At 46.6% G+C, this 14989-nt stretch carries 13 protein-coding genes; 8 read left to right on the forward strand and 5 right to left on the reverse strand.

Features of this window, described 5'->3' with window-relative positions; genetic code table 11:
- Positions 1-101: 101 nt before the first annotated feature.
- Entirely contained in the window at positions 102-344 is a 243-nt protein-coding gene (locus AC3A14_RS05345) for a hypothetical protein (protein WP_318699458.1), read from the reverse strand.
- A gap of 185 nt (positions 345-529) precedes the next feature.
- Here AC3A14_RS05345 and pabB point away from each other — a divergent pair, with 185 nt between their 5' ends.
- Positions 530-2359 carry an aminodeoxychorismate synthase component I gene (gene pabB, locus AC3A14_RS05350; RefSeq protein WP_318731321.1) on the forward strand — a complete coding sequence of 610 codons (1830 nt, stop codon included), beginning with the start codon at positions 530-532 and terminating at the stop codon, positions 2357-2359.
- Between the two features lie 53 nt (positions 2360-2412).
- Here the strand turns inward: pabB and AC3A14_RS05355 are convergent, their stop codons facing one another.
- On the reverse strand, positions 2413-3060 hold the full coding sequence (locus tag AC3A14_RS05355; protein WP_318699460.1) for a histidine phosphatase family protein: 648 nt from the start codon (positions 3058-3060) through the stop codon (positions 2413-2415).
- A 64-nt stretch (positions 3061-3124) separates the two neighbouring features.
- Here AC3A14_RS05355 and AC3A14_RS05360 point away from each other — a divergent pair, with 64 nt between their 5' ends.
- Positions 3125-3856: a phytochelatin synthase family protein gene (locus AC3A14_RS05360; RefSeq protein ID WP_318699461.1), complete on the forward strand. Its 732-nt coding sequence runs from the start codon at positions 3125-3127 to the stop codon at positions 3854-3856.
- Positions 3857-3909: 53 nt separating this feature from the next.
- Here AC3A14_RS05360 and AC3A14_RS05365 read toward each other — a convergent pair whose 3' ends face one another.
- Entirely contained in the window at positions 3910-5172 is a 1263-nt protein-coding gene (locus tag AC3A14_RS05365) for a GGDEF domain-containing protein (protein ID WP_318699462.1), read from the reverse strand.
- A 294-nt stretch (positions 5173-5466) separates the two neighbouring features.
- Here AC3A14_RS05365 and AC3A14_RS05370 point away from each other — a divergent pair, with 294 nt between their 5' ends.
- Positions 5467-6903: an FkbM family methyltransferase gene (locus AC3A14_RS05370; RefSeq protein WP_318731320.1), complete on the forward strand. Its 1437-nt coding sequence runs from the start codon at positions 5467-5469 to the stop codon at positions 6901-6903.
- A 92-nt stretch (positions 6904-6995) separates the two neighbouring features.
- Here AC3A14_RS05370 and AC3A14_RS05375 read toward each other — a convergent pair whose 3' ends face one another.
- Together AC3A14_RS05375 and rimI are read right to left on the reverse strand one after the other, a co-directional pair.
- Positions 6996-7538 (reverse strand): peroxiredoxin family protein, encoded by a 543-nt coding sequence (locus AC3A14_RS05375; RefSeq protein WP_318731319.1) that lies wholly within the window; start codon positions 7536-7538, stop codon positions 6996-6998.
- A gap of 66 nt (positions 7539-7604) precedes the next feature.
- On the reverse strand, positions 7605-8123 hold the full coding sequence (gene rimI, locus AC3A14_RS05380) for a ribosomal protein S18-alanine N-acetyltransferase (RefSeq protein WP_318731318.1): 519 nt from the start codon (positions 8121-8123) through the stop codon (positions 7605-7607).
- Between the two features lie 124 nt (positions 8124-8247).
- Between rimI and lysA the strand changes: the two genes are divergently transcribed.
- The 5 genes from lysA (at position 8248) to AC3A14_RS05405 (ending at position 14710) form a co-directional block, all read left to right on the forward strand.
- The gene (gene lysA / locus AC3A14_RS05385; RefSeq protein ID WP_318731317.1) at positions 8248-9654 is read left to right on the forward strand and encodes a diaminopimelate decarboxylase; all 1407 of its coding nucleotides are present in this window, start codon (positions 8248-8250) and stop codon (positions 9652-9654) included.
- Positions 9655-9876: 222 nt separating this feature from the next.
- Positions 9877-10800, forward strand: coding sequence for a diadenylate cyclase CdaA (gene cdaA, locus AC3A14_RS05390; protein WP_413038634.1), 924 nt, complete (start codon positions 9877-9879; stop codon positions 10798-10800).
- The gene (gene uppS / locus AC3A14_RS05395) at positions 10797-11561 is read left to right on the forward strand and encodes an undecaprenyl pyrophosphate synthase (RefSeq protein ID WP_318701854.1); all 765 of its coding nucleotides are present in this window, start codon (positions 10797-10799) and stop codon (positions 11559-11561) included. The genes cdaA and uppS overlap by 4 nt, the downstream gene beginning before the upstream one ends.
- Before the next feature lie 45 nt (positions 11562-11606).
- On the forward strand, positions 11607-13184 hold the full coding sequence (locus AC3A14_RS05400) for a M16 family metallopeptidase (RefSeq protein ID WP_318731316.1): 1578 nt from the start codon (positions 11607-11609) through the stop codon (positions 13182-13184).
- A gap of 44 nt (positions 13185-13228) precedes the next feature.
- Positions 13229-14710, forward strand: coding sequence for a M16 family metallopeptidase (locus AC3A14_RS05405; protein ID WP_413039026.1), 1482 nt, complete (start codon positions 13229-13231; stop codon positions 14708-14710).
- The last annotated feature ends 279 nt before the right edge of the window (positions 14711-14989 follow it).

Raw genomic sequence — 14989 nt, forward strand, 5'->3', positions numbered from 1 at the left:
GAACCGAAACATCCTAACCCACTCATTCGTGGCTATAGAATGAGGATTCAAAAGTTTATTTCAGAGGCAGCGCCAAGCACTGCAAAACCAATGAAAATAGATTAAGACTGAACAGATAATTGCTCTTGTATTTGCTGAATTTTGCGATCGCGGAATGCCTCTAAAGCCTTTTGCAGGTCTTCCGGTTCTACGCCTTCTGGTAGATCGACTGTAGAGAGCGACTGAATCATACCAGAAACCAATTGACTGAATCCCTCAATCCGATCGTCAGCCGATAACTTCTGTTGAGCAGGTTGCGCTACAGTAGGACGAGTAAGAATCGGCGAAACTTTATAATTCAACATTCCTAAGCACCTCTGATTCAAATAGATGACCCTAAAATCTTACTTCTTATCATAAGAACATGTCTCGGATATGACAACATCCTTGTTACAATTATAGACGTTTATCTATCTTTCTTGTCTATATAAGCACCAAAAATAAGTACAATCACATACAAGTCAATCGATGAAGTGAGAAGGATAGTATAATGAAGAAGTATTCTGTCAAAGAATTTGTTGATTCCCCCATGAATAACCCCAAAGAAGGGGGAATGACTGCCAACGGTCTTGCTTATATCTACCACTATGAAAACCAGCATTGGTTACAATTTAAAGATCCAATTCAAGTCTATTGTTTAAGTGGAAATTCGGGTAACCCGATCGCGACTTTAGAGGAGATTGAAAACCAAGTGGAAACACAGGGCTATTATGCGGTGGGAATGCTCAGTTATGAAGCTTCTGCAGCCTTTGATAGTGCCTTAACGGTTCATGAAGACCCTGATTTTCCCCAACTTTGGTTTGCCCTGTACGATCGCCCCTCGCGTATCCTCAGCCCCCAGGAATTCATCAATCTCCACAGTGATATTACCGATGCGGGCATAAGCTGGGAAAGTGAACTGACTGAAGCCGACTTTCACGAGGCGATCGCCCGGGTTCAAAATTACATCAGCCAAGGGGATACCTTTCAAGTTAACTACTCCTTCCGCCTGCGATCGCCCTTTAGCGGCGATCCGCGCTGGGCATTAAATCTTCTGAGGAGATCGTCACCCGCCCCCTATTCGGCTTACCTAGACATGGGGCGCTATATCATTGCGTCTGCTTCCCCCGAACTCTTTTTCACTCTTAAGGGTTCTACCTTCACCAGCAAACCCATGAAAGGAACCGCCCCACGGGGAAAAACCCTAGCTGAAGATCGTCAACTTGCCGAATGGTTGTACCATTCCCAGAAAAATCGCGCTGAAAACGTGATGATCGTCGATATGGTTCGCAATGATATCGGCAGAGTCGCCACCATTGGCAGCGTCCAAGTCCCGCGCTTATTTGAAGTCGAGCGCTACTCTACCGTCTGGCAAATGACTTCAACGGTGACGGCTCAAACGCGATCGCCCCTAAGCCAAATTCTGGCCAACATTTTCCCCTGTGCCTCCATCACGGGCGCACCGAAAGCTCGCACGATGGAGATTATTAAAGAACTTGAAGGCTCTCCCCGACGCATCTATACTGGGGCGATCGGTTATTTGAGTCCGGGACGCACAGCCCTATTTAATGTTGCCATCCGTACCCTCCTGATCGATCGACACACCCAACAAGCTGAATACGGGATCGGTAGCGGCATCGTCACCGACTCTAATAGTCAAGAAGAATATCAAGAATGCTATATCAAATCCCGCGTTATCATTGAGCAACAACCTCCCTTCTCCCTCCTCGAAACCCTCCTCTGGACTCCCCAATCTGGCTATTTCCTGCTCTCTTACCACCTGCAACGGCTCCAAGACTCAGCCGAATACTTTAATATTCCCCTAGATCTCTCCCAATTACTCCACCAGTTCCAAACCCTAGCTCCTACACTCAACCGCTCTGCCCACAAAATTCGTCTTCTGATCGATCCCCAAGGAGAATTCACCCTAGAACCCTCTCCTATTTCTCCTTCCTCCTCCCTCACCCCCATCACCCTCAAACTTGCCCCCCAACCGATTGACTCCTCCAACATCTGGCTTTATCACAAAACAACCCATCGCCAAGTTTATACTCGAGCTAGTGCTTCGGTTACCGAGTGTGATGAGGTGCTGCTCTGGAACGAACGCCATCAAATTACCGAAGCCAGTATTGCCAACGTTGTCCTCCATTGGCAGGGACAATGGATTACCCCTCCCGTCACCTGTGGACTTTTACCGGGTACATTCCGCGCTTGGCTTTTAGAGCGGAATCTGATTCACGAACACCCCATTACTCTGGATATGATCGCTCCCTCTTCTACTGTGTATCTGATTAACTCAGTTAGAGGATGGCAAAGTGCGCGGTTGATCGGCTCGCACTAATCAGGGATTTAAAGATCCTGTAACTCCATCACTTGCCAGTGATACCGTTATCTTCAATGAAACCGAACTCGACGTTCATGAGAACTTAAATGGGAGGTATCCCCATTTAATTCCATAATTGAGCGATCGCCATCCTTAATCACCTTGACTACAGCGCACAAAGAAGCATTTACATCTACTCCTGTCACTCCATCAACTAATCCCATAGCCATTCCTAATACAGACGCACCATGGCCGATAAATAATAAATCTTCATGAGGAAACCGCTCAACTAACTCTCGGATGGTTTGTCCCGCACGGGCAAAACATTGGGTCTCAGTTTCGGGATAGCAAGGCTTTCCCTCAATCGGAACCTCTGGATCGATGCGCGGAAACTGAGCGGCTAATTCTGATAATGAACGGGTTTGGGGACACTCCGTCATCCATTCTGGATTTAGCCACTCTCCCAAACCCCAATGTAGGCGCAGCGGTACATCCAGAACATTCGCCACTCCATGGGCGGTTTGCACCGTTCGCAGAAAGGGAGAGGCAAAAATCCGGCTGATTCCTTCTGATTTTAGGCGATCGGCTAATTCCTGAACTTGAACTAAGCCATCGTCAGACAAAGGCGGATCGTAACGGCGATCGGCCGTATTAAACCACTCCGGATTGACAAAATCCAAGCGGTTGGCATGTCGCGCAATCCAAATGGTTTGAGCCATATATAAATTTTCAATAGTTTTTCTTTTAAAATTGATACTAGGTCATTGTAGCAACTCTAGAATCATGGATCGATTTGTGAATTCCCGTAAACCCCTTGTTCTTCTTGTTTTAGGCCTACTTCTGCTTGGTGGCAGAACAGTTGCCCAAACTTTGCCCATTGCTGAACGACTAATTGAATTTGATTCCTCTCCTGGGGAAGAGCTGTTAATTGAAAGCCGTGCTAGACAAGATTATGTGCCCTTGAGCATTCAGTTTGAAACCCAAAAAAACCAGGCTTTTTGTGGCGTTGCCAGTATGGTGATGGTCTTAAATGCTTTGGGGATTGAGGCTCCTGATGCACCCGAATATGGTCGCAAAATGTTTACCCAGGATAATATTTTTAATGCCCAAACCGATCGAGTGATCGCCAGAGAAACGATCGCCAAACAAGGTATGACTCTAGAAGAGTTAGGTGCGTTTTTAGCTCGTTATCCCCTAAAAACCCAGGTTTATCACGGGGGCGATCTGAGTTTGCAGGAATTTCGCCAGTTAATGGTAGAAAATTTGCAGCAGCCTGATAATTTTGTGTTAGTCAATTATCTGCGAAAGTCCATTGAACAGGAGCGAGGGGGACATATTTCTCCAGTCGCCGCCTATCATCAGCAGAGCGATCGCTTCTTGATCCTCGATGTTGCCCGCTATAAGTATCCTCCCGTTTGGGTAACGGCCGAAGATCTCTGGAATTCCACCCGCACCGTAGATTCGGTTTCTGGGAAAACTAGGGGCTTAGTGCTGCTGAATGCCATTAACAATTAACCATTATGGGGTTAGTCTATCTCCAGATCTGAAGGATTTTCCCATCCCCTAACCTAATTCTCGGTAGAATTAGGATCGAAAGGGCCAGAGGTATAATTATCTAAATCAGTGCTATTCTCTAACCTTAATCCCTGGGGGGTTTTGACAATAATGTTATCTCCTCCCAAGGCCTGAGCTTCCGCTAAAGCTTCTCCAGCCGTAACAATTAAGGTAACTTCAGAATCATCATTACGAGGGACGACACTACTCACCCCTAAGCTAACGGTGATATAGGGACTAATGGGGGAGTTGGGATGGACTAATTTGAGGCTACTGATTTCTGAATGGATATAGGTGGCTACTTGCATGGCTCCTTCAACGTTAGTTTGGGGCAATAAAATCGCGAACATTTCTCCCCGATAACGAGCAACCATATCTGCTGGACGTTTCACCACAGAGCGAATAGCATCAGCAATGCTTTTTAAGCATTCATTGCTCGTTTGAGAGCCGTAGCTATAGACATAGGGCTTAAAATAATCAACGCGACAGACAATTAGGGATAGGGGTTTCAAATCTCGTTTCATCCGTCGCCATTCTTGCTCGATAAATTCGTTAAAGCGACGACGGTTGGGGAGTTGGGTGAGGCGATCGAAAAGAGTGAGATTTTTAACTTGTTTGTTAACAGCTTCTAATTCTTGGCGAGTAGTCCATTCTACATAAGAGAGTTGTTCATACTGATAAATAATAAAATAACAGACCAGGAGAGTCATGGCCAAAAAGAGGAAAGATTCCACAGTGATGGTATGGGATAATTCACTGGGAGGAAAGCCAAAAATCCAGTGATTTACGCAAAAATAAGCAATAACCACCCCTTGAGCAATGATATGAATGGGCCAAGAAACAGGTATGGCAGTCGCTTGCATGAGAAACATGACGAGCCAAAGTTCTGGTTGAAATTCACACACTCCGGCGGCTGTTCCCAGAACTTGGGGTAATAGGGTTACCGACCAGGATAATCCGAGGAATAGTAAGCTAGGATGGCGGCGACCAAATTGGGTTTTTTGTAATCCCCAACAACCGACTAGGGCAAATAGGGTCGTAATGCGAGCGCTGAGGAGTTCACTGGCAAATTGCTCACCATAGAGGATCGCTTCAAACAAGGCTATGGCGAAAACTCCACCTAGGGTAATCCAAATAGTTGTCTGAAGACGGGCTAAGATGAGAAACTTGCGCCATTCAGGTTCGATGCGTGCATCTTTTTCCCCAGTTTTTTTTATGTCTTCCAAGGAAGCTGAGTCGTCTTGAGAAGATTGTTTTGGCTTAGATCCCTGATTCATGGTTTATAGGCTATCCGATCGCCTGTTCCGTAATGGACTGTTTAATCGGTTTTGCGATAGTTTACATTAACCGAGGTTCCCAGGTATATCATTCATCGACTAAGTGGATTGACCTGTGCTCTCTCACTGAATGGGGGGTGGAGTTGGCTGGAGCTGAGGCCGAGCCAAATTCCTCGTTTTGCTATACCTGTGTTTTGAATGTGTCTCTAGAGCAATAGGTCATAGCTTACAATTTTAGCGGAAAGGTTGTTCTCTCTGGCGATTTTGAGAACGGGATGTGTTATGGGTTTCAGTATGGTTAATCTTAATCAGGAATTTCAACAAGCCTATCAGTACCAGCGAGAGGGGAATTGGGAAGCGGCTCTCCTTAGATATGAGCGGGTTTTAGAACTCGATCCTCAACATATGAGTACCCTGGTGAATTTAGGGGTTTTGTATAAGCAACAGGGTGAATATGAGCAGGCATCTCGGTTATATGAGCGGGCATTGCAACAAAAGCCTAATCATGTGATTGCTCATTACAATTTAGCTTTGGTCTACGAGCAACAAGGACGGTTATCGGATGCGGTGCGTCATTATAGCCATGGGTTGTTGTTTCAGCCGACGGATGAAAATTTATGCCAACATCTTCAGGCGGCGTTGGTTGCTCAGGGAAGTTTTCAGAGCGATCGCCCTTTGTATGAGCAAGCACTGCATCAGGTTTCCCTGAGCCTATCGGCTTTTATGGAGTTGATTGCTTTTCTCCGTCAGGAAGAATGCTTGGAAGTGGCGATCGCGCTTTTGGAGGCGGCGATCGAGCAATATCCTGACCGACCCGCACTCTATTCTCTTTCTGGTGGTATTTATAATCAGATGGGAAATTATGCTGAGGCGATGAAGGGGTTTGAACAGGCGATCGCGCTCTCTCCTCAAGATCCGAATTATATCCAATATTTAGGGATTATTTTAGCGAAACAAGGAAATTGGGAAGCCGCTCAATCTTATCTGCGAGAGGCTCTGAGTCTTGCCCCTCATCTGGGTAAAGCCAGGCGATGGCTCAATTTGGTCAATCTTGTGGGTTCCGAGCCGCCTCAAGTTGAGTTTAAGTCCCACCATCAGGTAATTCAATTGGAGATTACGGGTAAAAATTTGGATGTGGAATTAACGCAGGTGAATGATCGCCAGTTCTATGAACAGCCGGAACTCGATTTTATCAACGAGACGCTGACACGGCGATCGGCGATCGTTGATGTGGGTGCGAATACAGGCAACCACTTGGTCTATTTTGCCAAAATATTAGGGGCACAACTGGTAATTCCAATTGAATTTCAACCCGATAGTATTGCAGCACTGAAAACCAATATCGCCTTGAATCAAATTACTAATGTGGACCTGTCTAAATTAGGCTATGCTGTAGGGAAAAACTCCGGTCGTGCCCAACTCACCCATCATCCTACTGGCGATCTGTGTTTAACAGAACTCAAGCAAGATCCCAACGGAACGGTAGAAGTTTTACCTCTCGATCGGCTGATCGCTACTCCTGTAGATTTCATTAAAATGGATGTGCAAGGATTAGAAATTGAAGTTTTAGAGGGTGCTGAGGGTCTATTTCGGCAATACCAACCCCATGCACTGATTGAAGTCACCAAAAGGAATAAACCCGGATTTTTAAGCTTCCTGGAGCGAATTAATTACAAGATTATCAAAGAGTTTCGAGAATGGAATTACAGCAACTTCTACATTTCACCGTGATAGCTCTAGGTAAAAGACAAGAGGGAATAGGCAAAGGGGCAAACCGGGTTTTCCCTATTCCCTATTCCCTATTCCCTATTCCCTAGCCTGCCCTACAGGTCATCTAAAGCTGCGAGTAACGTCTGCATGTCTGCATTGGGGTGAAGGAAGGAGAAGAGGTGCTTATAGCGCAAAATTCCCCGGCGATCGAGGACAAATTGGGCGGGTAGGGGTGCGCCTAAGGCTTGACCGACGGCGTAGGCGCGGAAAGTGGTGCAGTCTGGATCGGAGAGTAGGGGCATTTTGAGACCCAAATCTTGAACCACGATCGCACTTTGTTCGGCAGAAGTGCTAGTGATTAATAGCACTTCTGCCCCGCGTTCTGTAAACGCTTCATACTGTTCGTTCAGTTCTTTGATGTGAGGGAAACAGAGGGGACAGTATTGTTTTTCAGTAAAAATCCGTGTAAAAGCCACGATCGCCGGTTTTTGCTCGCGGTAGTCTGAAAGCCGCACAGTTTCCCCATGGGTGATATTGGGGAGTTGAAAGTCAGGGGGCATCAGTCCCACATCCCAACGACTGGTTGCGGGAATGGGGAAAAAGTTGTTGGCAAAGCGTTGATTGAGTAAACCGCGAAAGTCTGTTGAAGTAACCATTTTGGGTAATGGGTGATGCTTCTTAAGGTAGGACTTCTAGTAGTGTAATACTATTGGTGTCCTGAACTATTTAGATTGGGCTTGCTGTTGCCACTGACTTAACTGCTCTGGAAACTGGGGCGATTGTAAACCATTGAGCCATAAGACAAGGGCATCTTCACCCGTTTCTTGATAATACTTGCGTCTGCGTCCAGCCGTGAGAAAGCCGAATTTTTGATAGAGTCCTAGGGCGCTATGGTTTGAGGCTTTTACTTCTAGAGTGGCTCTCTCTAAACCCCTTTGTCGTGCAGATTCTAATAAAGCACACAGTAGAAATTGCCCTAAGCCTTGATTTTGATACTGGGGATGAATGGCTAAAATGGTCAGATGAGCTTCTTCCACGATCGCCCAATAACAGCCCAATCCAACCAACTCCTCACCCAAAGATAAGCCCAATAACTCACTCTGTGGACTCTCAAGTTCCCTTTGGTAAGCGTCTAAACTCCATAACTGACCAAAACAGAGGCGATCGAGGGTAAGCACAGCGTCTAGGTGTTCTGGGGCGATCGCATGGAGAACAACAGGCACAGAAACGGATGGGTTCATAGGGATGGGAATATAGGGAGATCTTACAAGGGAATGATTTTAACTATTGGTGAATTGCAGTTCACCATGGACAATAGAGTATAGAACGAATTAATAATGAATAACGAACCCTCTTCCTGAGATTATGGTATCCACACCCTCCCGCATTACCTCACCCCATGGCACAGATTATCTTTCCCCGGTTGAAGAGCCTCTTGGCGATCGCTCACCGAATCAACATTTACTTCCTCTTACCGCTCAAGTGAACAGCAACGATCAATTAACCATCGGTGGTGTAGCTGTTTCTGAATTAGTGAAAACCTATGGCTCTCCCCTCTATATCCTCGATGAAGAGAGCTTACGTGCTGCCTGTCGCCAATACCGAGAAGCCCTTAAACGCTACTATCCAGGAGAAGCAACGGTTCTGTATGCCTCAAAAGCATGGAATTGTTTAGCCATTTGTGCGATCGCCGGCTCAGAAGGATTAGGTATTGATGTCGCTTCGGGTGGAGAACTTTACACTGCCCTACAAGCAGGAGTTGCAGCCGATCAGATTTACTTCCATGGCAATAATAAATCCGCTACCGAACTCGCCGAAGCTCTAGACGTTGGCTCTCATGTAGTTGTCGATAACTGGTTAGAATTAGAAACCTTGGCGCAGCTCAGTGGCGCTCAAGGAAAAACTGTTCCGATCCTCATTCGGATTACACCTGGCATCGAATGTCACACCCATGAATATATTCGCACGGGACATATTGACAGTAAATTTGGCTTCGATCCCAATCAAATTGAAGCGGTTCTCAAAGAAATTGCCCAACAACCGAGCCTAGATTTCCAAGGATTCCACGCCCATATCGGCTCCCAAATTTTTGAACTTGAACCCCATAAAGATCTCCCCGGAGTGATGGTGCAATGGTTCCTGAAAGCTAAAGAAATTGGCTTATCTCCCTCTGTCCTAAATGTAGGTGGCGGCTTAGGAATTCGCTATACCGAAGACGACGATCCCCCCTCCATTGACGCTTGGGTCAAACAAGTTTGTACCGCGATGGTAGCAGCCTGCAAAAACGCCCAAATTGCTCCCCCGCACCTAATCTGTGAACCCGGACGTTCCTTAGTCGGTTCATCCTGTATCACCGCCTACACCGTCGGCTCCCGTAAAGCCATTCCTGACATGCGAACCTATATCGCTGTAGATGGAGGCATGTCCGATAATGCTCGCCCGATCACCTATCAAGCTCTCTATCGTCCTGTAGCTGTCGATCGCATGGCCCAACCCTGTACGGAAACCGTAACCGTTGCTGGTAAACATTGCGAATCTGGCGATATTCTGATCCAACAAGCTCAACTTCCCCCCTTGCAATCTGGGGATATCCTCGCCATTTTAGCCACGGGAGCATACAACTATAGTATGGCTTCCAACTATAACCGCGTTACCCGACCAGCCGCTGTCTTAGTCAGAGAGGGTCAAGGTCAAGTGATTATTGAGCGGGAAACCTATCAAGACTTGGTAAGCTGCGATCTCCTTCCCGATCGCCTCAAATCCATTTCTTAGCAATCACAGGAGACTCGAAACTGGGGTCAGATTGAGTCTGTCCCTAGGTTCAGGTGGCGATCGTCACCTGAATACTCTCTGAAGTGTCCAAGGTAGGAAGCGTGCAGTATCTGCTTAGGGATGTTTAAGGGAAGGATAAAACCCAGTTTTGCCCACTACCGACTCCCTATTGCCTCTTGCCTCTTGCCCACTGCCTATTCCCTAATTCCCTATTCCCTAGCTATGGGAGATCTTTTAACACAATGGTTATCCAACTTAACTGATACTCACAAAAACCTGCTGCATACGGTTGACTTCATCTCCGTTTTGATGTTGACCTACATGGTCTTGATGATTATTGGTGAACGTCGAACTTTGTGGATGGTGCGAGGATTCATTATTCTAATGCTGGGCACCGCCATCAGTTCTGTTGTGAACTTAACCTTACTGAGCTTTGTGTTAAACAAATTAGTCATTGGTTCTGCCGTCGCTATGGCTGTGATTTTGCAGTCCGAGTTTCGTCGGTTGCTGGAACAATTGGGCCAAGGACAAGTCATTGATTTGTTCCTTCCCCCATCTGAGCCTCCCCCCAAAGCAGAGAGTGTGATTGATGAAATTGTCGATGCGGTTAAAGACCTGTCTCAAAATCGGACGGGGGCACTGCTGATTTTAGAAACCACTGGGCCCATTGATGAGCGCGATTTTTCTGTTCCTGGGGTAAGGTTAAATGCAGAAGTTTCCAAGGAGTTGTTACAAACTATTTTCCAAACCAGTACCCTATTACATGATGGAGCGGTTTGGATTCGCATGTCTCGTATTATTGCTGCTGGAGTCATTTTACCCCTATCCGATCGCACCGCCTCCCGTAAGCTGGGGACTCGTCACCGAGCAGCCATGGGCATTACTGACCGCGTGGAAAATTGTCTGTGTGTTGTTGTTTCTGAGGAAACTGGTTCTATCTCTCTGGCGGAAAAGGGTCTCCTGAATCGTCCCTTAACCAGCAGTAAACTAAAGGAACTCTTGGAAGCCAAATTCTCTCAATCAGTAGAACGGGAGGCTGTTGCCCCCGATTTGCGAAATTTGGGCCGCCAGATCAATTCTCAAGGTGCAGCGATGGTTGCACGCCTACTCCGTTTACCTTCTTCTGATTCTCAAAAGAAAAAATGACTGCAAAGCAAATTATTGACTATACTCTGAAGACTCTCCCTAGTGACCTCGATCCCCAAAAGCTTCCTCGTCATGTTGCAGTAATTATGGATGGTAATGGTCGCTGGGCCCAACAGCGAGGACTCCCTAGAATTATGGGACACACCCGTGGAGTAGATACGGTGCGGGAGTTAGTACGCTGTTGTGATGATTGGGGTATCCAAGCCCTAACGGTTTATTCCTTTTCCACTGAAAATTGGAAGCGCCCCCCCCAAGAGGTCAGTGTAATTATGACCTTGCTAGAACAGTTCCTCCAACGGGAATTACCAGAAATGATGGACAGAAAAATTCGCTTAGAGTTGGTGGGAGGTCTACAAGATTTACCCAATTCTGTGCAAAAACAAATTAAAAAATCCATGGGGACAACTTCTCAGAATGAAGGGATGCGGTTTACAGTGGCGACGAACTATGGAGGACGGCAGGAGATTTTACAAGTCTGTCAAGCTCTAGCAGCACAGGTGAAGCAGGGAGATTTAAATCCGGAAGATATCGATCAAGCCTTGTTTGAACGCCATTTGTATACGGTGAATGTGGGCGATCCGGATCTGTTGATTCGCACCAGTGGGGAAATGCGAATTAGTAATTTTTTGTTGTGGCAGTTGGCCTATGCGGAAATTTATATTACGGATATCCTGTGGCCGGATTTTGACCGTGCCGAGATGCATCGGGCGCTCTGGGAGTTTCAGAAGCGCGATCGCCGCTTTGGTAAAGTGAAGTCTTAATTTCGATACCATTAAAAATTAGGTATACTTGTCATCTTATTCCTTATGAACAGAGTTCAGTTGACCGATAGAGGGCGGTTACTGCCCTTGAATCTCAAAAAATTAGTAGCTTTTCTCTTGAGTATCCTGGTTGGCGTTTATGTGCTGGGGGTAGAACCGGCGATCGCCTTAATTCAAGATCCGAGCGAGTTTTCGATTCAACCCTATTTAGATAACGTCGAAAAACAAGTTAAAACGTTCAGGCTCGATAACGGTCTCCGGTTTATTGTCCTCGAGCGCCATCAAGCACCCGTGATATCATTCATGCTCTATGCCGATGTTGGGGGAGCCAATGAACCGGTCAGTAAAACCGGTGTTGCCCATTACTTAGAACACCTCGCTTTCAAGGGAACTACGGCGATCGGAACAACAGACTATGCAGCGGAAAAACCCTTGATGGATGAACTCGATCGCCTCTTCGATCAAATTCAAGCCGCTCAAGCCAATGGAAATACAGAAGAAGCTCAAGAACTACAAGCTAAATTCGATCAAATTAATCAACAAGCCTCCGAGTACATCAAACAAAATGAATTTGGTCAAATCGTGGAGCAGTTTGGGGGTGTGGGACTAAACGCCACGACTTCCACGGATGCGACCCGCTACTTTTTTAGCTTGCCCTCCAATAAACTAGAATTGTGGATGTCCCTAGAGTCAGAACGATTCCTAGACCCGGTGTTTCGGGAATTTTACCAGGAAAAAGAGGTGATTCTGGAAGAGCGACGGATGCGTAGTGATAATTCTCCAATTGGGAAAATGATTGAAGCCTTTCAAGATACAGCATTCAAAGTCCATCCCTATCGTCAACCCGTGATTGGCTATGAGGAAGACTTACGCAATCTCACCCGGCAAGATGTGAAAGATTTCTTCGAGACCTATTATGTGCCCAATAATCTGATTGTAGCGATCGTAGGTGATGTCAACATCGATGAAGTTGAAAAACTAGCTCAAGCCTATTTTGGTCGCTTTCCAGCTCGCCCCACTCCCAAAGTCAAGATACCGGTGGAACCCAAACAAACCGAAACCCGCGAAGTGACCCTAGAACTGCCGACCCAACCGATGTATTTAGAGGGCTATCACCGTCCGGCCGGCAACGATCGAGATCATGCAGTGTACGATCTGATGGGAGCCATTCTCAGTAATGGCCGGACGGCTCGCTTGTATAAGTCCTTAGTAGAAGAGAAACAAGTCGCCCTATCTGCGGCGGGCTTTAGTGGATTTCCGGGCAACAAATACCCCAATTTAATGCTGTTTTACAGCCTAACGGCTCCAGGGCATACAGTCGATGAAGTGTCGGAAGCTTTACAAGTCGAAATTGAACGGCTGAAAACCGAACCGGTGAGTGAAACTGAATTAAATCGGGTGAAAACTCAAGCCAAAGCCAGTTTATTAGGCACGCTAGATTCTAATTCGGGTTTAGCGAGTTTATTAGCAAAATATGAAGCAACAACCGGATCGTGGCGCAATTTATTTCAGGAAGTTGAAGCCATTGAAGCGGTGAGGCCCCAAGATATTCAGCGAGTCGCACAAGCGACATTTACCCCAGAAAATCTCACTATTGGGCGATTGTTAACCGCGAGTAATTAACCATTAGGTAACCGATTACCTATTACCCATTACCCAAAAAAATGATGCAAGTACGACGAGTGATAAAAAAGATGGTTCGGGGACTGTGGCTGGCTTTAATGGTGCTAAGTTTAACTTTAACGGTTCAATGGCATGAATCGGCAGTTGCAGCTCAGGCGAAACCCTACAATGAGTTAACCTTTCCTCCCCTTCCAGAGGTGACTATTCCAGAGTATACCCAGTTTACGATGGACAATGGGATTCAGGTCTTTTTGATGGCAGATCGGGATTTACCTTTGGTGACAGGAAGAGCGATGTTTAATACGGGCGATCGCCTGGAACCCAAGGAAAAAGTTGGGTTAGCTGGGTTAGTAGGCGTAGTGATGCGTAGCGGTGGAACCCAAACCTATACCCCAGATGAACTTAACCGATCGCTCGAAGATCGAGCCGCTTCGATTGAAACTTCGATTGGAACTTCAGCCGCTACGGCTCAGTTTAGTGCTTTAACGCCCGATACCGATGAGGTGTTAAGACTCTTTGCCCAAGTATTGCGCCAACCGGCTTTTAATGAGCAGCAATTGCAGTTAGCGAAAACTCAACTTGAAGGCAGTATAGCCCGTCGCAATGATAGCCCCGATGATATCGCCAGTCGAGAATTTCAGAAGCTCATTTATGGAGCCGAAAGTCCCTATGCGCGGACAGTTGAATATGAGACGTTAGAGGCGATCGATCGCCAAGATCTGATTGACTTTTATCAACAGTATTTTGTCCCCAATAATATGATGCTGGGTTTAGTGGGGGATTTTGACCCAGCCCAAATGCGACAAAAATTAGAAGCGACATTTAGAGATTGGCAACCGAATCCGAATTTTAAGCATCCTCCCCTGCCACAAGTTTCCCAGAGCCAAGCCGGGGAGATTTTTCTGGTCAATCAACCGCAACTGACTCAGAGTAATGTGTTGATGGGCCATTTAGGTGGACAGTTGGATAGTCCTGACTTCTTTGCCTTGTCAGTGATGAATGAGGTGTTAAATGGGTTAGGGGGTCGCTTGTTTAATGAGGTGCGATCGCGCCAAGGGTTAGCTTATTCGGTTTATGGGGTTTGGAGTGCCCGCTATGACTATCCAGGGATATTTATTGCTGGGGGTTCAACGCGTTCAGAAGCAACTGTTCCCTTGATTCAAGCATTGCGCCAAGAGTTCGATGGCATTATCCAAAAGCCCATTACTGCCCAAGAATTAGCCGCAGCTAAAGATGGAGTCCTCAATTCCTTTGTGTTTAATTTCCAACAACCCTCTCAAACCCTTTCCCGCCTGATGCGCTATACCTATTATGGTTATCCTGAAGATTTTATCTTCCAATATCAACGGGGTGTGGAAGCCACCACAATTGAGGATGTGCAGCGGGTAGCACAGGAATACCTGCAACCGGAAGAGATGGTGACGTTAGTGGTGGGAAATCAAGACCAGATCGATCCGCCCTTGAGCGCATTAAGTGAGGATGGTGGGGTGACGGCGATCGACGTTACGATTCCTGAACAAAGTTAATTGCCCACATTCCACACGACAATTTGTGGTGTATTGCTGTAACATAAATGCTGGCGGTCACACAGTGACCGCCACTACAATCCAATTCAACCCAGCACTGGAACGGCTCCTTGACATCCAACCCCTGCCTAAAGGCGAGGGGATTCCTAAACCTCACGTTAGCGAAGCTCCTCCGCAGGAGGCTTTAGGTTTCTGTTTCATAGCAGTTGCCTTCACAGATTTACTCTGTTTCCGCTTCGCGGACATGAACGGGTCTTACACTCGCTCCGCAGACTGACA

Source organism: Roseofilum sp. (assembly GCF_982964205.1).

Coding starts and splice junctions, on each gene's coding strand:
- AC3A14_RS05345 (WP_318699458.1), bottom strand. CDS start 344: ATGTTGAATTATAAAGTTTCGCCGATTCTTACTCGTCCTACTGTAGCG.
- pabB (WP_318731321.1), top strand. CDS start 530: ATGAAGAAGTATTCTGTCAAAGAATTTGTTGATTCCCCCATGAATAAC.
- AC3A14_RS05355 (WP_318699460.1), bottom strand. CDS start 3,060: ATGGCTCAAACCATTTGGATTGCGCGACATGCCAACCGCTTGGATTTT.
- AC3A14_RS05360 (WP_318699461.1), top strand. CDS start 3,125: ATGGATCGATTTGTGAATTCCCGTAAACCCCTTGTTCTTCTTGTTTTA.
- AC3A14_RS05365 (WP_318699462.1), bottom strand. CDS start 5,172: ATGAATCAGGGATCTAAGCCAAAACAATCTTCTCAAGACGACTCAGCT.
- AC3A14_RS05370 (WP_318731320.1), top strand. CDS start 5,467: ATGGTTAATCTTAATCAGGAATTTCAACAAGCCTATCAGTACCAGCGA.
- AC3A14_RS05375 (WP_318731319.1), bottom strand. CDS start 7,538: ATGGTTACTTCAACAGACTTTCGCGGTTTACTCAATCAACGCTTTGCC.
- rimI (WP_318731318.1), bottom strand. CDS start 8,123: ATGAACCCATCCGTTTCTGTGCCTGTTGTTCTCCATGCGATCGCCCCA.
- lysA (WP_318731317.1), top strand. CDS start 8,248: ATGGTATCCACACCCTCCCGCATTACCTCACCCCATGGCACAGATTAT.
- cdaA (WP_413038634.1), top strand. CDS start 9,877: ATGGGAGATCTTTTAACACAATGGTTATCCAACTTAACTGATACTCAC.
- uppS (WP_318701854.1), top strand. CDS start 10,797: ATGACTGCAAAGCAAATTATTGACTATACTCTGAAGACTCTCCCTAGT.
- AC3A14_RS05400 (WP_318731316.1), top strand. CDS start 11,607: ATGAACAGAGTTCAGTTGACCGATAGAGGGCGGTTACTGCCCTTGAAT.
- AC3A14_RS05405 (WP_413039026.1), top strand. CDS start 13,229: ATGCAAGTACGACGAGTGATAAAAAAGATGGTTCGGGGACTGTGGCTG.